Below are 21,155 nucleotides of genomic sequence, written 5' to 3' on the forward strand. Positions count from 1 at the left end.
ACCGGGCACCGCGTTCCTACAGGCAAACCGCATGCGCAGGTTTTGCGAGGACTTCGTCCTCGAGCGCAGCCTCGCGCTGCTCGGCAGCGGCTACAGACATGCGTGAACACCTCCTCTTCTGTAGGAGCCAGGCTTGCCGGCGATGCAGGCGACGCGGTGCCGCGGGCGACCTGGGCTGTCTCGGCGATGGACCTACACTGAATGCATACACCTCGGCATTCGTGAGGGGCCATCATGCGTAACTCTCCCAGACTCGCGGCGCTCAGCCTGGTCGCCAGCCTCGTCTACCTTGGCCTGGCCATCCTCGGCATGGGCGGGCTGGTGGCGTTCTTCTCCCACCCGGCGTTGTGGGTCATCGCCCTGTCCTTGCTGGCGATGGCCGGCGTGGCCCAGTTCAGCGAAGGCAACCTGAGCCCCGGCAAACAGGAAGACCGGGAAAACCGCTGGGTCCTCGCCGCCTTCGGCATCCTCGGGCTGTTGCTGGCCTTTCTTCCCGCCTACACCGACCGCCTGAATTTCTGGACCTTTGGCGGCACCGACACGCGCTGGTTCGGCGTGGTGTTCTTTATCGCCGGTGGCATCTTGCGGCTGTGGCCGGTGTTCGTGCTGGGCAATCGCTTCAGCGGCCTGGTGGCGATCCAGCCCGGCCATCAGCTGGTGACCACCGGCATCTACGGCACCCTGCGTAATCCGAGTTACCTGGGGTTGCTGATCAATTGCGTGGGCTGGGCCCTGGCCTTCCGCTCCGGGGTCGGCCTGCTGCTGACAGCCTTGATGCTGATCCCGCTGATCGCCCGCATCCACGCCGAAGAAGCCTTGCTGCGCAAAGAGTTCGGCAAGCAATACGACACTTACTGCGCCTACACCTGGCGCCTGGTGCCCTGGATCTACTGAGGACTTTTTCCGTTACGTTGCCGGGGGCGGTGTTAAATATTTTGTGACGCGCCCCTTGGCAGCGAGGACCAGTCCCGGTAAAACGGTGAGCCTCACTTGCACGAAATGTCCGTGAATTCTTGACGAGATCCGCCGGCCGATGAACGCCTTGTGTTGCCGCCCGCCCTGCCAGACATGCGCTGCTGCCCCGTGCAGCCGCCTCGGCATTGGCATGGCGACAACGCAACGCACCCGCGGCGATCTCCACGGCACCCCCGGGGACCCGCGATGAAACTGCTGGTCAATCTGCCCATGGCCCTGTGCCGCTCCCGCCTGCGTCATTCCTCGCGCCCTCCGGATCTCTCGCTTTCGCTCTGAACGCGCGCCTTTGCGCGTCGAGCCCTGCCGCCTTGCTATCTGCCATTGCAACCGGGCCATGCCGGCGCCGCTGCATGAACCGAACCTGCGCGCCGTCATGGCGCAAGCGAGAGAACCATGAAATTTGCAGCCCTTGATGAGGCCCGTAGCTTCCTGGCCGCCAACCCCGATATCGACATGATCGAGCTGTTCATCCTCGACGCCAACGGCGTGCCGCGCGGCAAGCTGCTGCACCGCGAAGAACTGCTGGCGGTCTATGAAAGCGGCCGCCCGCTGCCCAGCACCATCCTCGGCCTGACCCTGCAGGGCGACGACGTGGAAAACTCCGGTCTGGTCTGGGACGTCGGCGATATCGACTGCCGCGCCTACCCGCTGGCCGGCAGCCTGGTGCGCCTGCCGTGGCGACAGATCCCCACCGCCGCGGTGCAGGTCAGCATGCACCCGCAGGAAGGCCTGCCGGCCAGCATCGCCGACCCGCGCCACCTGTTGATCAAGGTCATCGACCAGCTCAAGGCCGAGGGATATCACCCGGTGATGGCCTGCGAGCTGGAGTTCTACCTGCTGGATACCAAGCGCGACAGCAACGGCCGCCCGCAACCGGCGCTGGACGCCGACGGCGGCCGGCCACGGCACACCCAGGTCTATGGCCTGCGCGAGCTGGAGCAGATCGAACCCTTCCTCGCCGACCTCTACGCCGCCTGCAAGCTGCAAGGCATTCCGGCGCGCACGGCGATTTCCGAATACGCCCCGGGCCAGGTGGAAATCACCCTGGAGCACGGTGATGCCCTGGAGGCCATGGACCAGGCGGTGCGCTACAAGCGCCTGGTCAAGGCCGTGGCCCACCAGCACGGGATGCAGGCGACCTTCATGGCCAAGCCCTTCGATGACCTGGCGGGCACCGGCATGCACATGCACGTGAGCCTCGCCGACGCCGCGGGCCACAACCTGTTCGCCGCCGAAGACCCGGCCGGCACCCCGCTGCTGCGCCAGGCGGTGGGTGGCATGCTCGCGTCGCTGCTCGACTCGCTGCTGCTGTTCTGCCCCAACGCCAATTCCTATCGCCGCTTCCAGGCCAACAGCTACGCGCCGCTGGCACCGACCTGGGGCGTCGACAACCGCACGGTGAGCCTGCGAGTGCCGGGCGGCCCGGCCAACAGCCGGCATATCGAGCACCGCATCTGCGGCGCCGACGCCAACCCCTACCTGGCGGCCGCGGCGATCCTCGCCGGGATCCATCGCGGCCTGCGCGAACAACTCGATCCGGGCGACCCGGTGCAAGGCAACGGCTATGCCCAGGCCAGCGAACTGCTGCCCACCGACTGGCTGACCTCGCTGACCGCCCTGGAGAACTCCAGCTGGGCCCGCAATGCCCTGGGCAGCGAATTCCTCGGGGTCTACCTGGCGGTCAAGCGCGCCGAATACCGCCAGTTCATGGCCGAAGTCGGCGAGCAGGACTGGCGCTGGTACCTGACCCAGGCGTGACGCGCTGGCCGGCGTCATAGCGCCGGCCCGGCCCCTTCCCAGCATTCGAGAACGACCCATGACAGCCGCATTCAACCCGGTAACACCGGCAGCCGAACGCTGCCCTTCCTACTACAGCGCCACCCTGAATGACGAAACCGCCTACCCGCCCCTGCAAGGCCAGGTGAGCGTCGACGTGGTGATCATCGGCGGCGGTTTCACTGGCGTCGCCAGCGCCGTGGAACTGGCGGAAAAAGGCCTGAAAGTGGCCCTGGTCGAAAGCCACAAGATCGGCTGGGGCGCTACCGGGCGCAACGGCGGCCAGGTCACCGGCAGCCTGTCCGGCGACGAGGCCATGCGCAAGCAGATGCGCCGCACCCTGGGCGACGAGGTCGACGATTTCATCTGGCAACTGCGCTGGCGCGGGCACCGGATCATCCGCCAGCGCGTGGACAAATACGCCATCGCCTGCGACCTCAAGCACGGCCACCTGCATGCCGCCTACAAGCCCAGCCACCTCGCCGGCCTGCGTGCCGACTATGAAGAAGCGGTGCGCCGCGGCATGGGCGACGAGGTCAGCCTGCTGGACCAGCAACAGCTGCGCGAGGTGCTGGACAGCCCGCTGTACCACGGTGCGATCAAGAACACCCGCAACCTGCACCTGCATCCGCTGAACCTGTGCATCGGCGAAGCCCGCGCCGCCGAGAGCCTCGGCGCGCTGATCTTCGAGCACAGCGAAGTGCTGCAGATCGTCCACGGCGAGCGCCCGGCGGTGATCACCGCCCAGGGCCGCATCGACGCCAGACAGGTGCTGCTGGCCGGCGACGTGTACCACAAGCTGGAGCCGAAACAACTCAAGGGCAAGATCTTCCCGGCCATGGGCGGCATCGTCACCACCGCGCCCCTGGGCGACCTGGCCAAGCGCCTCAACCCCCAGGACCTGGCGGTCTACGATTGCCGCTTCGTGCTCGACTATTACCGCATGACCGCCGACGGCCGCCTGTTGTTCGGCGGCGGCGCCAACTACAGCGGCAAGGACTCGCGGGACATCGCCGGCGAACTGCGCCCGTGCATCGAACGCACCTTCCCGGCGCTCAAGGGCGTGGCCATCGACTTCCAGTGGAGCTGCGCCATGGGCATCGTGATCAACCGCATCCCGCAACTGGGCAAGCTCTCGGACAACGTCTGGTATTGCCAGGGCTACTCCGGCCACGGCATCGCCACCAGCCACATCATGGGCGAGATCATGGCCCAGGCCATCACCGGGCACTTGGGCGACTACGACACCTTCGCCGCCTGCCAGCACATCCGCGTGCCCTTCGGCGACCAGCTGGGCAACCCGATGCTGGCGGCGGGCATGTGGTACTACCAGATGCTTGAACGGTTGCGCTAAGGCCCCGTACTCCTCGCTTCTGTAGGAGCGAAGCTTGCTCGCGATAGCGCCCTCACGACCGCCATCGCCAGCAAGCCTTTCGCCGCGACACCTGCCTGGTAGCGATCTGTAACCATTGAAAATCATCGTCCCTGGAATCGGGTAGTACGCTTGCGCAGCACCCTGAATGCTCAGTGCCAAAACCGACCGGGCACTCCTACTCATGCGCACGCCCAAGCGGGTGCCAGGGCGACACATAAACCGGCCTTCGTGGCCCTCCAGTTTCAATGAACAAGGATCGCTCAAGCATGAAATTCGCCTACACCATTTTCTATGTCCCGGATGTCAGCGCCTCGCTGGCTTTCTTCAATCGCGCCTTCGGCCTGCCCACCCGTTTTCTCCATGAGTCCGGCACCTACGGCGAACTGGAAACCGGCGCCACCGCCCTCGCCTTCGCCGCCCATGAACTGGGCGCAATGAACTTCAACGGCGGCCACGTCGAGGCCCACAGCTCGGCCAGGCCGCTGGGCATGGAAATCGGCCTGGTCTGCGCAGACGTGCACGCCGCCCATCAAAAGGCGCTGGATGCCGGCGCCAGCGAACTCAGCGCGCCCAGCGAAAAACCCTGGGGGCAGACCGTGTCCTATGTGCGTTGCCCCGACGGCCTGCTGGTGGAGTTGTGCACGGCGGTGCAATCCTAGTTCCTTCGGCTCGTGCGGGCACAAAACCCGCGCGAACCTATACAACCCGGGAATCTGCTCTAGGCTGAAGCCTCGGCGACTATGGATATAGAGCCATCGAGCAAGTGGAAACACATGGAAATGACTTTCAAGGAGAAACCCCATGTCTGCGATTCCTTCAAGAACCAACCGCTCTCCCCTGCGCATGAACAAGGATGTCACTGCGCTGATTCCGGACTTCCCCTTTCACTACGCCAACTATTTGCAGAGCGCGACTAATCGAAAGCTTCCCCCCTGCCAGGTAGACCCGGAGAACTATGGGCAGAAAGTGTTGATCGTCGGCGCTGGCGTCTCCGGTCTGGTCGCCGCCTATGAAGCCATGCGCATGGGCCTGCACCCGGTGGTGGTCGAGGCCTCCGAGCGCATCGGCGGGCGGCTCTACTCCAAGGTCCAGGGCGACCCCGAAAACCCGGGCAGCCAGGTGCTCTGTGAACTGGGCGCCATGCGTTTCCCGGTGTCGGGCAAGGCGCTGTTCCACTACTTCCGCAAAGTCGGCATGACCGAAAACTCGGCGGACTTTCCCAACCCGGGGACTGCCGCCGCCGTCAGCACGGTGGTCGATTACCGCGGGGAGAAGGTCTATTACGAAGTGGACGGCAACCCGGCCTTTCCAAAGCCACAGGAATACGTCGAGCTGGAAGACCAGTTCTTCGATGACTTCCTGGAAAACTACCACTTCAAAGATCTGGAAAAGGCCATGACCGAGGGCTCCATCGATCAACAGAAGATCAAGCAGCTCTGGAATGCCATCGTCAAACCTCAGTCGGGAACCAGCGGCGACGACGTCAGCTTCTACGCCGCGCTCCTGGAAAACTCCGGCTGGAGCAAGGCCGATATCGACCTGTTCGGCCAGATCGGCTTCGGCACCGGCGGCTGGAACACCGACTACCCCAACAGCATCCTCGAGTTGCTGCGCGTGCTGTACACCGGCCTGGATGCCGACCACCAACTGATGTTCGACGGCTCCTCGAGCCTGCCGCAACGACTCTGGTCCAAGGCGCCGAAAGAACTGGGTGACGTGATGCTGCACTGGGGCGAGGACACCACGGTCGAAGCGCTGTCGCGCGAGGTATTCGCCGACCCGTTCCACAAGGAGGTGCGACACATCGAACGCCAGCCGGACGGTTCCTTCCGCGTCGCCATCACCGACACCCGCACCCGGAAGACCCAGCAGTGCCACTTCCCCAGCGTCATCTACACCCCGCATGTGCGGATCCTCGACAAACTGCGCTACTCGGGGAACCCGCAAAGCCTTCCCGCCATGAACAGCCTGCTGCCCATCGATACCTGGGAAGCCATCATGTACACCCACTACATGCAGTCGGCGAAGATTTTCGCCGCCACCCAGCGCCCGTTCTGGAACGACCCGGTGGTGGGCGACGAGCAACGCAAGATGAGCATCACCCTCTCCGACCGCCTGACCCGCGGCACTTACCTGGTCGACTACTCGGCCAGCAAGGGCGACTACAAAGGCAGCGGGATCTTCCTGTCCTACACCTGGAACGACGATGCGCTGAAATTCCTCGGCGACCGCCCCGCGCCGTTACCGCAGCATGTCGAGCTGTGCACCAACCTGCTGGACAACGTCTACCCGGGGATCAACCTCAACGAGCAATACAGCACCGTCAATGCGTTCGTGGAGCACAACTGGGAGGATCAGCCGCTGTACCTGGGCGCCTTCAAGATGAACCTGCCGGGGCAGTACGAATATCAGCGGCGGATCTTTTCCCAGTTCATGAGCGGCATCGACACCGGCAATCCCGACCGCTTCATCCTGGCGGGCGATGACGTGTCCTGGACGGCCGGCTGGGCCGAAGGCGCGGTCACCACCGCGATCAATGCGCTGAACAAGCTGGCGGTGTGTTTTGGCGGCGGCAGCCAGCCGGCCAACCCGGGGCCGGTGGAATCCTGGGAGCAGTTGAAACCGGTCGAGTTGAGCTGACCGGTAAATAGCGTCACTCCAGACCCCGTCGCTGCCAGACTGGCACGGCGGGGTCTATGTTTCACGACCTGGCGCTGCTTAGCGCCCCCATTTCTCCAAGGCAAACTCAACGAAACTGCGCAGCTTGGGCAGGCGGTAACGGTCCTGGGCGTAGAGCAGGTGCATCGCCCGCCGGGGCAATTGATAGTCCTGCAGCACGGGCACCAGCCGCCCCTGTTGCAGGTCTTCTTCCACCAGGGCATCGGGCATCATCACCACCCCCAGGCCACCCCGCGCCGCGCGATGCAGGCCGGACGAGGTGTTGGTCAACAACGAGCCGGACACTGGAATCAGCACGTCGCCCTCGGGCCCGCGCAACGGCCATTGGGTGGCGGTGGAGCTCCACTCGTCACCGGCCGGATAGGCGAACGCCAGGCAGTTGTGGTGCTGCAGGTCCTCCGGGACTCGTGGCGTGCCGCAGCGCTGTAGATAGTCCGGCGCCGCGCAGATGGTCAGGGTGTAGTCCTCCAGGGGCCGGGCGATCAGCGACGAGGTGTCCAGGTTGCCCAGGCGAAAAGCCACGTCGAAGGCACCGTCGATCAGGTCGAAGCGCTGGTTGGCCAGCGTCAGTTCCACCTTGACCTGCGGGCAGCGCTGCTGGAATTCGCTCAGGGCCGGCGCCAGGCGCTCGGTACCGAAGGTCAGCGGCGCGGTGATGCGCAGGGTGCCCGACGGCTCACCCTGGACCTGCTCCGCCATGCGCTCGGAGTCCGCCACCAACCCCAGCACCGCCAGGCAACGCTGGTAATACTCGGCGCCGAACTCAGTCAGGCGCTGACGCCTTGTGGTGCGACTGAGCAGGCTGACCCCGAGGCGCTGCTCCAGGGCCCGCAGGTGATTGCCGACCATGGTGGTGGACAGGCCGCACTCGCGGGCAGCGGCAGTCATGTTCCCCGCCTCCACCACCTTCACGTACACCGTCATCGCCTGGAACAGATCCATTATCAACCCTGACTTGAAGATGATTAAAGAATTGACGAGTTTATCTAGCTCAGGTGGCTAACGATACTGCCCGCACACCCCTTGGATGGAGCTACCCGTCATGACCGCCACCTGCCTGATGAACACCTATCAGCCGCTGCCGCTGAGCTTCACCCGCGGCCTGGGCACGCGCCTCTGGGACCAGGCCGGCCGCGAATACCTGGACGCGGTGGCCGGCGTGGCGGTGACGGGCGTCGGCCATTCCCATCCCAGACTGGTCAGTGTCATCAGCGAACAGGCCGGCCTGCTGCTGCACACCTCCAACCTCTACGGCATCGACTGGCAACAGCAACTGGCGCAGCGGCTGACCCGCCTGGCCGGGATGGACCGGGCGTTCTTCAACAACTCCGGCGCCGAAGCCAACGAGACCGCGTTGAAGCTGGCGCGGCTGCACGGCTGGCACAAAGGCATCGAGCGGCCGTTGGTGATTGTCATGGAGAACGCCTTCCACGGCCGCACCCTGGGCACCCTGGCGGCCAGCGACGGGCCAGCGGTACGCCTGGGCCTGAATTCGCTGCCGGGGGATTTTCTCAAGGTGCCCTTCGGTGACCTGGCCGCCCTGGAGCAAGCCGCGCAGGCCCACGGCCCGCGTATCGCCGCGGTGCTGATGGAGCCGATCCAGGGCGAAAGCGGTATCCGTCTGGCCCCGCCCGGCTACCTCAAGGGCGTGCGCGAGCTGTGCAGCCGGCGCAACTGGCTGCTGATGCTCGACGAGATCCAGACCGGCATCGGCCGCACCGGCCAGTGGTTCGCCTGCCAGCATGAAGGCGTAGTCCCGGACGTGATGACCCTGGCCAAGGGCCTGGGCAACGGCATCCCCATCGGTGCCTGCCTGGCCCGGGGCAAGGCCGCGCACCTGTTCACCCCCGGCAGCCACGGCAGCACCTTCGGTGGCAACCCGCTGGCCTGCCGGGTGGCCTGCACCGTGCTGGAGATCATCGAGCAACAAGGCCTGCTGGCCAACGCCAGGCGCCAGGGCGAGCACCTGCTGCAACGCTTGCGGGCGGAGCTGGCCGATCACCCGCAGGTCCTGCAGGTGCGTGGCCTGGGGTTGATGATCGGCATCGAGCTGAAAGCCCCACAACGCGAGCTGGCGCTCCGGGCGGCCCAGGATCACGGACTGCTGATCAACGTGACCCGGGGCAGCACCATCCGCCTGCTGCCAGCGCTGATCGTCGACGAACGCGAGGTCGAGATGATCGTGCGCGGGGTCAGCCGGACATTGCAAAGCGCCGAGGTCGATGGCGATGCAGCAAGAGTGGAAGGAATGCTGGCGGTGTCGTGACCGATGCCTGATGGCCGGGTGAGGTCAATCAGAACGCTTCGCGAGCAAGCTCGCTCCTACAGGGGGCATGCGTGTTTCTGTAGGAGCGAGCTTGCTCGCGATGGGATGGATCAGCAAACGGTGTGGGCCGGGCTCAGTCGTCCAGCGGTTTCGGTGGCGCCGCTGGCTTACCCGATTTGGCGGCCTTGCCGGCGTGGGCTGCCTTGACTTCCGAGACCGGCGCTAACGTCGGCGCAACGGCTTCCTTTTCCGCCGCTGGTAGTTGGTCAATGGTGCTGAAGACTTCCTTGAGTTCGATGGCCCCGGAATGCTCGAGCTTCTTCTCGCCGTCCTTGCCCACCAGGATCACCTTGGTCTGCGCCCCGGCGCCGAGCTTCAGGCTGCGGATCAGCGCCATGGTCGATTGCGGGTCCAGGTCCTTGCCGTCGCGTTGGCCGATGGTGTTGATCACCGTGTAGAGCACCATGTTGCGTTCGCTGAAGGCCTGGCGGTTGGCCGGCTCGTCGAGGGATTTCTTCAGCGCCACCAGGGTCGGGTCCACGGAGCTGGGTGCGATCACGATCAGTGGGCGCGCCTTGCCCTGATCCTGGGCCAGAGGGCCTTCGTTGTCGGCCGCCATTGCGGGGCCGACGACAGCGAGCAGCGTTGCGAGGGTCAATGACCGAATGAACATGCGTCTCTCCTTTGGGTATCCACGTCCTAATGATTGCGCATCAGGGGAAAAGGTCCAGACCTGGACTCAAATTCTGACATTTTATTGAGCCATGCCCGTGATCCGCGGTGCGGGAACCGTCGCTGCGCGTGCTCGTTTTCGTCGCGAGCGATCGACGCTCCCATAAATACCAGTGATGAGCGAACCCTCTCAATCGGCATGATCGACCCGCCCTGGCGCCCATGACAACCGGCATGGCCTATGCCGTTCTGGCATGGGCCCATACGAATTCGTCATCATTTTCGCCGCGGTGGCGTGATAGCCTTCACCCCGGCCATAACAAAAGCGCCCGCCTGGCTTTTTCCATCCGGTGCGGCGTCACCCGCCGTTTCATACCTGCTTGCTTCGTCTTCATCTGCCCAGGTTTTCGCAGCGAACCTCCTACACAGGCTCGCTGGACGACCGATTGCATTTTTGACTCGACGCTATCGTCGGCATCTCTTTTACCTCCTTCCGGGAGTTCGTATGTCCAGGCTGTCTCATCAAGATTTACGCCGTAGTTTTCGCGAGTTGATCGCTTCAGACTCCTGCTTCCACACTGCCTCCGTCTTCGACCCGATGTCGGCACGGATCGCCGCCGACCTGGGGTTCGAAGTGGGCATTCTCGGCGGCTCCGTCGCCTCGCTGCAGGTGCTGGCCGCGCCTGACTTCGCCCTGATCACCCTGAGCGAATTCGCCGAGCAGGCCACCCGCATCGGCCGCGTCGCCCAACTGCCGGTGATCGCCGACGCCGACCACGGCTACGGCAACGCCCTCAATGTGATGCGCACCGTGGTCGAGCTGGAGCGCGCCGGCGTCGCCGCCCTGACCATCGAAGACACCCTGCTGCCGGCCCAGTTCGGACGCAAGTCCACCGACCTGATCTCGGTCGCCGAAGGCGTGGGCAAGATCCGCGCGGCGCTGGAAGCCCGGGTCGACCCGGAACTGGCGATCATCGCCCGGACCAACGCGGCGATCCTGCCGATCCAGGAAATCATCAGCCGCACCCAGCAATACGAGCGCGCCGGCGCCGACGGCATCTGCATGGTCGGGGTCAAGGATTTCGAGCAACTGGAACAGATCTCCGAGCACCTGTCGGTGCCCCTGATGCTGGTGACCTACGGCAACCCGGCGCTGCGCGACGATGCGCGCCTGGCGCAACTGGGCGCGAAGATCATCGTCGACGGCCACGCGGCGTATTTCGCGGCGATCAAGGCCACCTACGACTGCCTGCGCGAACAGCGGCAGATCTTCACCCAGGCCTCGGACCTCAGCGCTACCGAGCTGGCCCACACCTACACCCAGCCCGAGGACTACATCGTCTGGGCCAAAGAGTTCATGAGCGTCAAAGAGTGAGCCGCTAGCTCACCCTCCCTTGCGATCACCGAGGACCCGAGGTCCTGGGTGGTCGAAAGCCGCTTCGCGCCTCACCTTCCGCCCCACTCTTTATTCCCCCGTCCCGTTCAACGCTTCATCGACACAGTCGAGGATCTGCCCGATGGTCCAGGGTTTGCGGATGAACGCCACCGGGTAGCGGATGCCGGAACTCTGCGGCGTCTCATAACCGGACATCACCAGCACCGGCAGGCCCGGCCAGCACTCGCGCACCCGATTGGCCAGGCCCGCGCCGTTCAAGGTGCCCGGCATGTTGATATCGGTCAGCAGCAGGCGCACCTGCTCCGGATGGCTTTCCAGGAACCGCAGCGCCGCATCCGCGCTGGGCATGGCCTGGGTGGCGAAACCTTCGTCCTGCAGGATCTCGCAGAGAAACTCCAGGATCATCGGCTCGTCCTCGACCACCAACAGCAGGCGACAAGGCTGGCCTGGATCGACGGATGACACTGGACTCATGAGGATGCCGCTCCCTGACTGCGTACACGATCCTGGCGCGATTACGCCATTTAGAGTTATGAGCAGTGCCGGGCCGATAAATTCATTCAGGCTTCGGACAAGATCGACGGAGCGCCATGGGTGACATGACAGGCAATCACTTCAGCAGCTCTTGTTGACCGCGGACCGCTCGGATGCAGGTGCCATGTTCACGCACTCCCAATGTCGTGACGAGGCTGGCACTGCTAGCGCCCGGTTGCGCTCCCCAGCCCTATGGGTGAATGGGCTGAGCATAGCCAAGGGCAATGCACGCCGCTTTCGCTTCGGACCACCAGCTGTGAGAAAGTAGCGAGGTGCACGGGCCGCACGTTCCGGTGGCCCCGTTTGCCTTTGCGTCGTGAAGCCCGGGAGAATGTTTTTCCCGGCGTCCCGACCGCCGCTCACTATTCTTAAGCCATGGGCCCGTATGGGCCGGTGGTCTCGCTTTCAAGGAATCCAGAATGCAACCAAGACACGTCATCAACGCTTCGGTCAGCCCCAAAGGCAGCCTGGAGACTTTGTCCCAACGTGAAGTGCAACAACTCAGCGAAGCCGGTTCCGGCAGCATCTATGCCCTGTTCCGCCAGTGCGCCCTGGCCATCCTCAACACCGGCGCCCATGTCGATAACGCCAAGACCATCCTCGACGCCTACAAGGATTTCGAAGTCCGCATCCACCAGCAGGACCGTGGCGTGCGCCTGGAACTGCTGAACGCCCCGGCCGATGCCTTCGTCGATGGCGAGATGATCGCCAGCACCCGGGAAATGCTGTTCAGCGCCCTGCGCGACATCGTCTACACCGAAAGCGAGCTGGCCAGCCAGCGCATCGACCTGGAAAGCTCCCAGGGCATCACCGACTACGTCTTCCACCTGCTGCGCAACGCCCGCACCCTGCGCCCGGGCGTGGAGCCGAAGATGGTGGTGTGCTGGGGCGGCCACTCGATCAGCACCGAGGAATACCAGTACACCAAGAAGGTCGGCCATGAGCTGGGCCTGCGCAAACTGGACGTCTGCACCGGTTGCGGCCCGGGCGTGATGAAGGGCCCGATGAAGGGCGCGACCATTGCCCATGCCAAGCAGCGCATGAGCGGCAGCCGTTACCTGGGCCTCACCGAGCCGGGCATCATCGCCGCCGAGGCGCCGAACCCAATCGTCAACGAGCTGGTGATCCTGCCGGACATCGAGAAGCGCCTGGAAGCCTTCGTCCGCGTCGGCCACGGCATCATCATTTTCCCGGGCGGCGCCGGCACCGCCGAGGAGTTCCTGTACCTGCTGGGCATCCTCATGCACCCGGACAACCGCGACCTGCCGTTCCCGGTGATCCTCACCGGGCCGAAAAGCGCCGCGCCGTACCTGGAGCAGTTGCATGCCTTCGTCGGCGCGACCCTGGGCGATGCGGCCCACAGCCTGTACCAGATCATCATCGACGACCCGGCCGAGGTCGCCCGGCAGATGACCGAGGGGCTCAAGGAGGTCAAGCAGTTCCGCCGCGAACGCAACGACGCCTTCCACTTCAACTGGCTGCTGAAAATCGACGAAGGCTTCCAGCGCCCGTTCGACCCGACCCACGCCAACATGGCCGGCCTGCAGCTGGACCACGCACTGCCGTCCCACGAACTGGCGGCCAACCTGCGCCGCGCGTTCTCCGGCATCGTCGCCGGCAACGTCAAGGACAAGGGCATCCGCCTGATCGAGAAGCACGGCCCGTACGAAATCCACGGCGACACCGCGATCATGCAGCCGCTGGATCACCTGCTCAAATCCTTCGTCCAGCAGCACCGGATGAAACTGCCGGGCGGCGCGGCCTATGTGCCGTGCTACCGGGTCGTCAGCTGACAGCCCGTTGACGACGGCCTCCGGTGCAATGCCGGGGGCCGCTTCCTGCCCCACGCAAAACGCCCGGCCAGCGGGTACAGCCGGCGCCCAGGGAACTCCCGGGCAGTACCGCGCATCCTAGATGGTGTAGTACTTCCTTTTTGCTTCACGCTGTCGGAGGACGCCCTCATGCGCCGCCTATTACTCGTTTCTTCGTTGTTGCTCTGTCTGCCCGCAGGTTCAGCCATGGCCCGTGTCGATGCGGGTGATGTCGCCACCTCGGCAGGGGTTTCCGCCTCGCTGTACTCGACCTTCAAGGACGACAAAATGGTGATTCCCGCCCGTGACGACGCCTCCAGTTTCGTCGCCAGCGGTGGTGCCATCCGTGGTGTCTACCTGGAGTCGGTGCTGCAGAAAATCCGCCAGGAAAACCCAGGCCTCAACGCCAGCGATGAAGAACTGGCCAGGGCCATCCTCACTCAACAGGCGCAGCCCGCCGGGCACTAACGGCCTGTGCCGTCCTGCGCTCCGCGACCGGGACGTCGCGGAGCCGCACGGTGCATCCTCCCCTCACCCCACCTGGACCGCCGCGGCGGTTTCGACACGGGTGAACAGACCACGACCGATGGCCCGGGCCGTGCGCAAATGCAGCGCCGGGTCCTGGCTTTCCGATTCCAGCAGCAGCTGCGAGGTCAGCACCCGCGCGCCGCAGTAATCGAAGATCCCGTGATCGATCTGGGTCTTCATCGCCACCTCGTAGCCGTGGCGCCCGTATGTGCCGGCATCGGCCCCACCGACGCCGAGCAGGTGCACCCGCAGGTGTCCGAGTTTCTTCTCAAAGCGATTGGCTTCGAGGTTGAAATCGAATGCCCAGCCGTTGGCGAACACCCGGTCGATCCAGCCCTTGAGCAGCGCCGGCATCGACCACCAGTACACCGGATAGACCAGCACCAGCGCATCGGCACGGTCGATGCGCGCCTGCTCGGCCAGCACGTCGGCCGGAGGCTGTTCCTGCCGGCGGTGGACCGCGTGGTCGGCGATATTGAAGCGTGGGTCGAACGCCTCGGCGAACAGGTCGGCGATCTCGAACGAGTGGGACGGCCCAAGGCCCTCGGCGACCTGCGCCGCCAGGCTGTGGCTGAGCGAGCGGGGATCATGGTGGGCGACAACGATAAGCGCATGCATGGCGAAGACTCCTGCAAAGGGGGCAAATGGATTGAGGGCGGCAACCAGGCCCTATATACTTTTGGTAAGTTACGAACAGTAAGTTACTTTTGGTATATAAGCATGTCAAGCACCCCCTCCGAGGCTTCACCCCCCCGTCGCCGCCTGTCCCGGGAAGAGCGCCTGCAACAGCTGCTGGAAGTGGCCTGGCAATTGATCGGCGCCGAAGGCACCGAGGCCCTGACCCTGGGCCGCCTCGCCGAGCAGGCCGGGGTGACCAAGCCGGTGGTCTATGACCATTTCGTCACCCGCGCCGGGCTGCTGGCGGCGCTGTACCAGGACTTCGATGCACGCCAGACGCTGCTGATGGACGCCGCCCTGGAGCGCAGCGAAGCGACCCTGGACAGCCGCGCGGCGGTCATCGCCGGCTCTTATGTCGACTGCGTGCTGACCCAGGGGCGGGAGATCCCCGGGGTGATCGCCGCCCTGGCCAGTACGCCGGAACTGGCGCGGATCAAGGAGGAGTACGAGCTGATCTTCCTGGAAAAATGCCGCGCCGCCCTCGCCCCCTTCGCGGCGCCCGGGACCATAGCCACGGCTGGCCTGCGGGCGATGCTCGGGGCCGCCGAGGCCCTGTCCCATGCCGCGGCCACCGGAGAAATCAGCCGCGAGCAAGCCCGCGATGAGCTGTTCGAGACCATTGTCGCCATGGTCGAACGCAGCGCGCGGCGTGGTGCCGGCCCGGTCTAACCGGCTTCGCCGGCCACCGCCACGGCAGGTTTCATCGAGCCGAACCACCAGGTGACAAGGGCACACAGGGCCATGACGCCGCAGGTGCCGACAAACACCGTGCGCATGCCGAAGTGCCCGCCGAGAAAGCCCCCGGCCAGGGGGCCGAGCACCTGCCCGACGTACTGGCTGGAGGTCGAGTAGCCAAGCATCCGCCCGGCGATGTTTTCCGGTACCGAATGGCGAATGATGCTGGAGATGCAAGGCAACAGCCCGCCCAACGCCAGGCCCATGAGAAAACGCAGCAGCACCAGTTGCCAGGGCGCGCTGACCAGCGCCTGGGGAATCAGCAGCAGCGCCGCCGCGGCCAGGCACACAGTGAGCACCCGCCAGTGGCCGATACGGTCGGCCAGCTTGCCCAGCTGCGACGCGGAAATGATGCTGCCCAGGGCCGCGGCGGACATCACCAGCCCCGCCATCAGGGTGACGTTTTCCGCCCGCAGCTCCTGCAGATACACGGTGATGATCGGCTCGATGGACATGGTCGCGAACATCAGCAGGCAGGCCACCGCGAACATGCTCAGCAGCGGTTTCTTGTCCGTCACCGACGCCCAGGAATGCTCCGGCGCCTGGCCCTTTTGCGTTGCCTGGCGTGGCTCGCGCGGCGCCTCTTTCAACAAAAAAGTGGTGGCCAGGAAGGTCACGAAGATCACCGCGCCGGCGATGAAGAAGGTGTTGCGGATACCGATCAACGGCGGCAGCAGACCGCCTATCAGGGGGCCGGCCAGGCTGCCGGCCATGATCCCCGAAGACAGCACGCCCAACGCCCAGCCGGAGCGCGCCTTGGGGGTCTGCGTGGCGACCAGGATGGTCGCCCCCGAGGCATAACCGCCGAGCAAGCCCGCCAGCAGGCGCAGCAACACCAGTTGCCAGACGTTCTCCGCCAGGCCGATCAGCGACATGGCCAGCGCCATGCCGAGGCTGGCGCGGATCAGCATCAGCTTGCGCCCGTAGCAATCGCCCAGACGGCCCCACAAGGGCGCGGTGATCGCCGCCGACAGGAAGGTCGCGCCAAAGGCCACGCCGGACCACTGGACGATGGCCGCCGGATCGCTGACGCCCAGTTGCTCGACGTACAACGGCAGGAACGGCAACAGCAGGGTCATCGCGACAATGGTGGTGAACGCCCCCAGGGCGCATACCGCGAGGTTGCGCTGCCAGTAGCGTTCGGCGGGAGACGGCGGCTGCGGGGTGGACATGAGGGCGCTCCATCGGTCAGGGACGGGACCACGCTACAGGCTCGAATTCGATAAATAAAATTCATGTTTTTTATAGAGTGGATTCCTTTCAGGAATCCGCACAACGCCTGCTGTGATGTCGCGCGCGCGCTGGATTCAGTCGCGCTTCCAGCGTTTGCGGGCATGCAGGTACGCCGCGAGGTCGCTGTAACCCAGCTGGGCCGCCATCTGGGCGCGGCTCTCGCCGAGAAACTCCAGCTGCTGCTCCAGCTCGGCGCGGACCTGATCGAGCAACTGGCGAAAGGTCATGCCCTGCTCTTCCAGGCGCCGGCGCAGGGTCCGCGGGCTCTGGTACAGCGCCTCGGCCTGGTTCTCCAGGCTCGGCACCACGCCACGGGCCAGGCTGTCGCGCATGCTGGCCGCGACCTTGCCGGTCCAGCCAGCCAGTTGCAGGCGCTGGGCCAGGCGCCGGTCCAGTTCGCTGCGCAGCAACGCCTGCATGCCGGCGTGGCGCGTCAACAGCGGCAGGCGCAGGGTGGCCTGGTCGTAGTACAGGCAGTTGCGCGGGCAATCGAATTGGAGGTTATCGCCGAACCACTGGCGATATTCCTCGTGGTAAGCCGGTCGCGAATGGCTGAAGCAGGCGCGCACCGGGCGCACAGCTTGCCCGGTGCCGTGGCGGATCTGGGTCAGGGCCATGACGCAGTAATGCTCCACCACGTAGCGGGTCAGCCTGGCGGGCGCGTCGATGCACAGTTCGACGCCGAGCAGATCGCCGTCGCTGACCAGCCTCAGGCTGTCCATGTCCGAGGCCAGCGCGGCGTAGTCGGCCCAGCATCGCATGGCGCCGCGCACGTCCGGGCAGTACAGGCAGATGTAGGCCAGTACGTGCAGGTCCTGGGGGGTGAATTCGCCGAACAAGTGCAGGCCGATGGCCGGGTCGCGCTCTGCCGCCAGGCGCCACAGTTGTTCGAGCTCGAGCAGGTTGTAATCCTGGCGGTCGCCGCGGGTCTGGCGTTGCAGCACCCGTTCCAGCACCCGGCCGAGCTGGCCCCGGTGAAAACGGCGGACCGGTTGATTGGCCTCTTCGCCAGTGTTTTTGTCCAGTTCGCGCATAGGGTCCGGGCGGCTCTTGGTTTCTTATTGTTCGGGCAATGCCCATGTCGGGCCTGACTCGAGATTGCCATGAATACAACAATGCTCGCCAACAATCCAATCCTGGTCGTGGCCGGGATTTTCCTCGGTTTCATCCTCCTGGAAATCGCCTGTACCTGCTTTCGCCAGCCCAAGGGTCAGCGCCGCGATGTGCTGATCGAGATCATCGGTTCCTCGCTGTTGCTGGGCCTCACCTTCCCCCTGGTGATGTTCCTCAGCACCCTGCTGCTGGACACCTTCGCGCCGTCGCTGAAGAACAGCCTGGGCGACCTGCACTGGGTGGCGGGCGCGGCGCTGTTCCTGCTGCTCGATGACATGACCCAGTACTGGTGGCATCGCCTGACCCACCGCCTGCCGTTCCTCTACGCGCTGCACCGCGCGCACCATTCGGCGCCGTACATGAGCATCCGCATCGTCTACCGCAACAACAGTTTCTATTACCTGCTGATGCCGGGCATCTGGCTCTCTGGCCTGCTGATCTACATGGGCCTGGCGCCGGTCTACTACGGCTACCTGATCGTCAAGATGACGGTGATCTTCGCCGCCCACAGCAGCGTCGCCTGGGACGACAGGCTCTATCGCATCCCGGCCCTGCGCCCACTGATGTGGTTGCTGGAGCGGACCATTTCGACCCCTTCGACCCACTCCGCCCACCACGGCCTCAGCGCCCATGACGGGGTGACCCACTACAAGGGCAATTTCGGCAATCTGCTGTTCTTCTGGGACGTGCTGTTCGGCACCGCGAAAATCACCCGCCGCCGGCCCAGCGCCTATGGCATCGAGGATCTGCGCCCCATCAGTTGGCAGCAGGAACTGTTCTGGCCGCTGGTGCGTTCACCCAAACCGGCGGCGCGTCCCGAAGCCAAGCAGGAGGTGGTGCAATGAGCCTGCATATCGCGCTGCTCGCCGGCTCCAGCCAGCCCGACAGCCAGTCGGCCAAGGTCGCCCATTACCTGGGCCAACGCCTGCAACAGCTGAAACTCTGCGAGCAGGTCACGCTGCTCGACCTCGGGCGCTCGCCCTTGCCGCTCTGGCCAAGCCCGGACTCGAACGATGCCTGGAGCCAATACTCGGCCACCTTGCGCCAGGCCGACGCGCTGGTGGTGGTGACACCGGAGTGGAACGGCATGGCCTGCCCGGCCATCAAGAACTTCTTCGTGTATGCCGGCCACACCGAGCTGGGGCACAAGCCGGCGTTGCTGGTCGGGGTCTCGGCCGGCCTCGGTGGTGCCTATCCGCTCGCCGAGCTGCGCGTCTCCAGCTACAAGAACTGCCGGATCTGCTACTTGCCGGAGCAGCTGATCGTTCGCCAGGTGGAAGGCGCATTCAATGCGCATGCCGAGCCCACGCCCGAAGAACGCCACCTGCGCGCTCGTGCCGACTGGACCCTGGAGGTCCTGGCCGAGTACGCCGGTGCGATGAAGCACCTGCGCTCGCGCATCGATATCCGGGCCGTGCCCTTCGCCAACGGGATGTAGCACCGCGACACCGGAAGTGAATGCCACGGTGGGCGCCCTGCCTCCCCCAGCGCCGTGAAGAAATTCGCGTTCGCCAGGGCCCGTCCCCGCCAAACTGTGGCTACAGTCTTAGGAGCCGCCACGGGCTTGGGCGCCATGCTGCACGCCGACAAGTCCATGAGTGGCCTGACAAAGACGCGGGCAGCGGTGAACCTTATCGCCGCCGGCCCGGTCGATAGATGCAGTCTGGCCAGGTTTGGCGATAAGCCCCCGTTTCTTCCAATGGGGCGTCGTACGGCTGGTTTCATTTCCTGGAGAACACCCGTGATAACGACCCGACACATCGCCAGTCTCAAAGCCTGGGGCGCCCATGGTTTCACCGCGACCGGGGTGGTCACGGCCTTTCTCGCCACCCTGGCGCTGTTCGACAACCAGCCCAAGGCCTGCCTGCTGTGGCTGGGCGTGGCGCTGATTGTCGATGGGGTCGACGGCTCGCTGGCGCGCAAGGTCAATGTGCAGTCGGTGCTGCCGCATTTCGACGGCTCGGTGCTGGACCTGGTGATCGACTACCTGACCTATGTGTTCATCCCGGCGCTGTTCATCTATCGCTACATCCCGCTGCCGGACTACAGCGCGCTGCTGGCGACCTCGGTGATCCTGGTGTCGTCGCTGTTCTGCTTCTGCAACGTCAACATGAAGAGCAAGGACAACTATTTCGTCGGTTTTCCCGCAGCCTGGAACGTGGTGGCGCTGACGCTGTACATCCTTGCCCCGACACCCTGGCTGAGCCTTTCGAGCATCGTGGTCCTGGCGCTGCTGACCCTGACCCGGATGAAATTCCTCCACCCCTTCCGCGTGCGCCGCTTCATGCCGGTGAACATCGCGGTGACCGCCATCTGGCTGCTGTGCAGCCTGTCATTGGTGGTCAACCATCCCTACAATGGCCCCTGGGTGATGGGCTTGTGGCTGGCGATGTCGGCGTACTTTCTCGGCATCTGCATCTGGCGCACCGCGCTGGGCTGGTTCGACCGCGCGCGAACCTGAACCCCTGCCGTACCCCTGACCGCAACGAGACTCGACATGCTCTACCGCTTCGCCGCTGACAGCCTGGTATCACTGCACCTGACCTTCATTCTGTTCGTACTCTTCGGCGGCCTGCTGGTGCTCAAGTGGCCGCGCCTGGCCTGGCTGCATCTGCCTGCCGCGACCTGGGGCGTGGCGGTCGAAGTCTTCCACCTGCCCTGCCCCCTGACCGACTGGGAAAACCGCCTGCGCCACGGCGCCGGCCAGCAGGGTTATGGCGACGGTTTCATCGAGCACTACCTGATCCCGCTGATCTACCCGGCCGGGCTGACGCCGCAGATCCAACTGGTCCTGGGCGCGCTGGTGCTGCTGATCAACGCCCTGGTCTACGGGCGGCTGTGGTGGCGGCGCCGACAGCCTTGAAAAAACCGACGGCGTGGCTGGCGATTCCCGCGCCACAGCCTGCCCCGTCTGTGTATATTTCCAGGCAACCCCGTGGGCAACGGCGATCCGCGATCGCTTCGAGTGGAGTCCATAGATGCCCGATTTCCAGATCCGCCAGCCTTGCCCACCCGGCGCCTGTGACTGCGACCGCGAACGCCTGCTGCAAACCCCTGGCACCGACCTGCGCATCCTCGGCCTGACCCGCCAGGAGGAAAAGCGCCTGCTCGACCGGCTGGAGAACCTGCAAAGCCTGAGCGACCTCGAACACATGCAGCGGCGGATGTACGAATTGCTGGGCATCCGCGTGCAGATTGCCCCCAGCTTCAACGAAGTGCGCAGCATGCGCGGCATCGCCATCCAGCTCGACGAGCTGCCGGGCCTGTGCCGCAAGACCCGCCAATCGATCCCCGCCGCCATCCGCCGTGGCCTGGAGAAGAACCCGGAAATCGCCTACCGCCTGCTCGACGCCCACGACCTGTTGCGCGACGCCTGAACTGGAA

General features: G+C 65.0%; 21 protein-coding genes. 15 read left to right on the forward strand and 6 right to left on the reverse strand.

All coding sequences use genetic code 11. The features are described 5' to 3' along the window. Positions 1 to 234 precede the first annotated feature (234 nt). The 5 genes from DK261_RS31060 (at position 235) to DK261_RS31080 (ending at position 6,766) form a co-directional block, all read left to right on the forward strand. Positions 235 to 894, forward strand: a complete 660-nt coding sequence (locus DK261_RS31060) for an isoprenylcysteine carboxylmethyltransferase family protein (RefSeq protein WP_009048368.1) — start codon at positions 235 to 237, stop codon at positions 892 to 894. Between the two features lie 474 nt (positions 895 to 1,368). Next, positions 1,369 to 2,733 carry a glutamine synthetase family protein gene (locus DK261_RS31065; RefSeq protein WP_103331067.1) on the forward strand — a complete coding sequence of 455 codons (1,365 nt, stop codon included), beginning with the start codon at positions 1,369 to 1,371 and terminating at the stop codon, positions 2,731 to 2,733. Positions 2,734 to 2,791: 58 nt separating this feature from the next. After that, a complete protein-coding gene (locus DK261_RS31070; protein WP_016702826.1) occupies positions 2,792 to 4,105 on the forward strand; it encodes an FAD-binding oxidoreductase in 1,314 nt (437 codons plus the stop codon). Positions 4,106 to 4,392: 287 nt separating this feature from the next. Beyond that, positions 4,393 to 4,785 (forward strand): VOC family protein, encoded by a 393-nt coding sequence (locus DK261_RS31075; RefSeq protein WP_103331068.1) that lies wholly within the window; start codon positions 4,393 to 4,395, stop codon positions 4,783 to 4,785. A 142-nt stretch (positions 4,786 to 4,927) separates the two neighbouring features. Then, positions 4,928 to 6,766, forward strand: a complete 1,839-nt coding sequence (locus DK261_RS31080) for an NAD(P)/FAD-dependent oxidoreductase (protein ID WP_103331069.1) — start codon at positions 4,928 to 4,930, stop codon at positions 6,764 to 6,766. Between the two features lie 78 nt (positions 6,767 to 6,844). On the opposite strand, the gene DK261_RS31085 is transcribed toward DK261_RS31080, so the two are convergent. Next, on the reverse strand, positions 6,845 to 7,747 hold the full coding sequence (locus DK261_RS31085; protein ID WP_028682646.1) for a LysR family transcriptional regulator: 903 nt from the start codon (positions 7,745 to 7,747) through the stop codon (positions 6,845 to 6,847). A 100-nt stretch (positions 7,748 to 7,847) separates the two neighbouring features. Between DK261_RS31085 and DK261_RS31090 the strand changes: the two genes are divergently transcribed. Then, the gene (locus tag DK261_RS31090) at positions 7,848 to 9,071 is read left to right on the forward strand and encodes an aspartate aminotransferase family protein (RefSeq protein WP_110177346.1); all 1,224 of its coding nucleotides are present in this window, start codon (positions 7,848 to 7,850) and stop codon (positions 9,069 to 9,071) included. Positions 9,072 to 9,204: 133 nt separating this feature from the next. Here DK261_RS31090 and DK261_RS31095 read toward each other — a convergent pair whose 3' ends face one another. Further along, complete coding sequence (locus tag DK261_RS31095; protein ID WP_110177348.1) at positions 9,205 to 9,744, reverse strand: DUF4174 domain-containing protein; 540 nt, start codon at positions 9,742 to 9,744, stop codon at positions 9,205 to 9,207. Positions 9,745 to 10,248: 504 nt separating this feature from the next. On the opposite strand from DK261_RS31095, the gene DK261_RS31100 reads away from it, so the two are divergent. Beyond that, positions 10,249 to 11,118: an oxaloacetate decarboxylase gene (locus tag DK261_RS31100; protein ID WP_009048360.1), complete on the forward strand. Its 870-nt coding sequence runs from the start codon at positions 10,249 to 10,251 to the stop codon at positions 11,116 to 11,118. A gap of 90 nt (positions 11,119 to 11,208) precedes the next feature. Here the strand turns inward: DK261_RS31100 and DK261_RS31105 are convergent, their stop codons facing one another. Then, entirely contained in the window at positions 11,209 to 11,613 is a 405-nt protein-coding gene (locus tag DK261_RS31105) for a response regulator (protein WP_110177350.1), read from the reverse strand. Positions 11,614 to 12,092: 479 nt separating this feature from the next. Between DK261_RS31105 and ppnN the strand changes: the two genes are divergently transcribed. Together ppnN and DK261_RS31115 are read left to right on the forward strand one after the other, a co-directional pair. Continuing rightward, entirely contained in the window at positions 12,093 to 13,466 is a 1,374-nt protein-coding gene (gene ppnN / locus DK261_RS31110) for a nucleotide 5'-monophosphate nucleosidase PpnN (RefSeq protein WP_009048358.1), read from the forward strand. Positions 13,467 to 13,634: 168 nt separating this feature from the next. Next, entirely contained in the window at positions 13,635 to 13,952 is a 318-nt protein-coding gene (locus DK261_RS31115) for a DUF2388 domain-containing protein (protein ID WP_007924983.1), read from the forward strand. Between the two features lie 63 nt (positions 13,953 to 14,015). Here the strand turns inward: DK261_RS31115 and DK261_RS31120 are convergent, their stop codons facing one another. Further along, positions 14,016 to 14,630: an NAD(P)H-dependent oxidoreductase gene (locus DK261_RS31120; protein ID WP_110177352.1), complete on the reverse strand. Its 615-nt coding sequence runs from the start codon at positions 14,628 to 14,630 to the stop codon at positions 14,016 to 14,018. A 102-nt stretch (positions 14,631 to 14,732) separates the two neighbouring features. Between DK261_RS31120 and DK261_RS31125 the strand changes: the two genes are divergently transcribed. Beyond that, positions 14,733 to 15,359 (forward strand): TetR/AcrR family transcriptional regulator, encoded by a 627-nt coding sequence (locus tag DK261_RS31125; protein WP_110177354.1) that lies wholly within the window; start codon positions 14,733 to 14,735, stop codon positions 15,357 to 15,359. Here the strand turns inward: DK261_RS31125 and DK261_RS31130 are convergent. Both DK261_RS31130 and DK261_RS31135 read right to left on the reverse strand, forming a co-directional pair. Next, positions 15,356 to 16,597 (reverse strand): MFS transporter, encoded by a 1,242-nt coding sequence (locus tag DK261_RS31130; protein ID WP_110177356.1) that lies wholly within the window; start codon positions 16,595 to 16,597, stop codon positions 15,356 to 15,358. The two genes, DK261_RS31125 and DK261_RS31130, sit on opposite strands and share 4 nt — an antisense overlap. Before the next feature lie 135 nt (positions 16,598 to 16,732). Further along, entirely contained in the window at positions 16,733 to 17,692 is a 960-nt protein-coding gene (locus DK261_RS31135) for an AraC family transcriptional regulator ligand-binding domain-containing protein (RefSeq protein WP_110177358.1), read from the reverse strand. 69 nt (positions 17,693 to 17,761) lie between these two features. On the opposite strand from DK261_RS31135, the gene DK261_RS31140 reads away from it, so the two are divergent. The 5 genes from DK261_RS31140 (at position 17,762) to DK261_RS31160 (ending at position 21,148) form a co-directional block, all read left to right on the forward strand. Beyond that, complete coding sequence (locus DK261_RS31140; RefSeq protein ID WP_110177360.1) at positions 17,762 to 18,616, forward strand: sterol desaturase family protein; 855 nt, start codon at positions 17,762 to 17,764, stop codon at positions 18,614 to 18,616. Next, positions 18,613 to 19,209: an NADPH-dependent FMN reductase gene (locus DK261_RS31145; protein WP_009048352.1), complete on the forward strand. Its 597-nt coding sequence runs from the start codon at positions 18,613 to 18,615 to the stop codon at positions 19,207 to 19,209. Before DK261_RS31140 ends, DK261_RS31145 begins: the two co-directional genes overlap by 4 nt. A gap of 303 nt (positions 19,210 to 19,512) precedes the next feature. Beyond that, entirely contained in the window at positions 19,513 to 20,232 is a 720-nt protein-coding gene (gene pcsA, locus DK261_RS31150; RefSeq protein ID WP_110177362.1) for a phosphatidylcholine synthase, read from the forward strand. A gap of 36 nt (positions 20,233 to 20,268) precedes the next feature. Then, on the forward strand, positions 20,269 to 20,634 hold the full coding sequence (locus DK261_RS31155; protein ID WP_110177364.1) for a DUF2784 domain-containing protein: 366 nt from the start codon (positions 20,269 to 20,271) through the stop codon (positions 20,632 to 20,634). A 115-nt stretch (positions 20,635 to 20,749) separates the two neighbouring features. Next, positions 20,750 to 21,148 carry a hypothetical protein gene (locus tag DK261_RS31160; RefSeq protein WP_025809645.1) on the forward strand — a complete coding sequence of 133 codons (399 nt, stop codon included), beginning with the start codon at positions 20,750 to 20,752 and terminating at the stop codon, positions 21,146 to 21,148. Positions 21,149 to 21,155 lie beyond the last annotated feature (7 nt).

The organism is Pseudomonas sp. RW409, assembly GCF_003184125.1.
In the GTDB taxonomy this organism is placed as follows: domain Bacteria; phylum Pseudomonadota; class Gammaproteobacteria; order Pseudomonadales; family Pseudomonadaceae; genus Aquipseudomonas; species Aquipseudomonas chlororaphis_I.

Coding starts and splice junctions, on each gene's coding strand:
- DK261_RS31060 (WP_009048368.1), top strand. CDS start 235: ATGCGTAACTCTCCCAGACTCGCGGCGCTCAGCCTGGTCGCCAGCCTC.
- DK261_RS31065 (WP_103331067.1), top strand. CDS start 1,369: ATGAAATTTGCAGCCCTTGATGAGGCCCGTAGCTTCCTGGCCGCCAAC.
- DK261_RS31070 (WP_016702826.1), top strand. CDS start 2,792: ATGACAGCCGCATTCAACCCGGTAACACCGGCAGCCGAACGCTGCCCT.
- DK261_RS31075 (WP_103331068.1), top strand. CDS start 4,393: ATGAAATTCGCCTACACCATTTTCTATGTCCCGGATGTCAGCGCCTCG.
- DK261_RS31080 (WP_103331069.1), top strand. CDS start 4,928: ATGTCTGCGATTCCTTCAAGAACCAACCGCTCTCCCCTGCGCATGAAC.
- DK261_RS31085 (WP_028682646.1), bottom strand. CDS start 7,747: ATGGATCTGTTCCAGGCGATGACGGTGTACGTGAAGGTGGTGGAGGCG.
- DK261_RS31090 (WP_110177346.1), top strand. CDS start 7,848: ATGACCGCCACCTGCCTGATGAACACCTATCAGCCGCTGCCGCTGAGC.
- DK261_RS31095 (WP_110177348.1), bottom strand. CDS start 9,744: ATGTTCATTCGGTCATTGACCCTCGCAACGCTGCTCGCTGTCGTCGGC.
- DK261_RS31100 (WP_009048360.1), top strand. CDS start 10,249: ATGTCCAGGCTGTCTCATCAAGATTTACGCCGTAGTTTTCGCGAGTTG.
- DK261_RS31105 (WP_110177350.1), bottom strand. CDS start 11,613: ATGAGTCCAGTGTCATCCGTCGATCCAGGCCAGCCTTGTCGCCTGCTG.
- ppnN (WP_009048358.1), top strand. CDS start 12,093: ATGCAACCAAGACACGTCATCAACGCTTCGGTCAGCCCCAAAGGCAGC.
- DK261_RS31115 (WP_007924983.1), top strand. CDS start 13,635: ATGCGCCGCCTATTACTCGTTTCTTCGTTGTTGCTCTGTCTGCCCGCA.
- DK261_RS31120 (WP_110177352.1), bottom strand. CDS start 14,630: ATGCATGCGCTTATCGTTGTCGCCCACCATGATCCCCGCTCGCTCAGC.
- DK261_RS31125 (WP_110177354.1), top strand. CDS start 14,733: ATGTCAAGCACCCCCTCCGAGGCTTCACCCCCCCGTCGCCGCCTGTCC.
- DK261_RS31130 (WP_110177356.1), bottom strand. CDS start 16,597: ATGTCCACCCCGCAGCCGCCGTCTCCCGCCGAACGCTACTGGCAGCGC.
- DK261_RS31135 (WP_110177358.1), bottom strand. CDS start 17,692: ATGCGCGAACTGGACAAAAACACTGGCGAAGAGGCCAATCAACCGGTC.
- DK261_RS31140 (WP_110177360.1), top strand. CDS start 17,762: ATGAATACAACAATGCTCGCCAACAATCCAATCCTGGTCGTGGCCGGG.
- DK261_RS31145 (WP_009048352.1), top strand. CDS start 18,613: ATGAGCCTGCATATCGCGCTGCTCGCCGGCTCCAGCCAGCCCGACAGC.
- DK261_RS31155 (WP_110177364.1), top strand. CDS start 20,269: ATGCTCTACCGCTTCGCCGCTGACAGCCTGGTATCACTGCACCTGACC.
- DK261_RS31160 (WP_025809645.1), top strand. CDS start 20,750: ATGCCCGATTTCCAGATCCGCCAGCCTTGCCCACCCGGCGCCTGTGAC.